Source organism: Bacillus cereus group sp. N21, from assembly GCF_016483395.1.
Lineage (GTDB): Bacteria > Bacillota > Bacilli > Bacillales > Bacillaceae_G > Bacillus_A > Bacillus_A pseudomycoides.
The window spans coordinates 1-251 of the sequence record NZ_JAEHBX010000387.1; the positions used below are offsets into that span (position 1 = coordinate 1).

Below are 251 nucleotides of genomic sequence, written 5' to 3' on the forward strand. Positions count from 1 at the left end.
GATGGGATTCGATCGATGGCATCTGAAATCGGAATAAGCGCATTCGTTACAGATAAAGTCATTAATACGAAGGCCGCGATAACTGTAGGTGCAATCTGTTCACTTGCCGCTTCATTCCCAGTCCATATAATCATTGAAATAACTACAATACCTACTACTAAATGAATGAGACTATCTCGAATATGATACCAGCGTTTCAATCTCTTCTCTGTTTTTAACAATCGATCATTTTGCTCTACATACTCATTAAT

1 pseudogene is annotated in these 251 nt (G+C 37.5%); it reads right to left on the bottom strand.

The features are described 5' to 3' along the window. Positions 1-251 (bottom strand): annotated as a pseudogene (locus tag JDS96_RS31315) (thiol reductant ABC exporter subunit CydC); the annotation flags it as partial.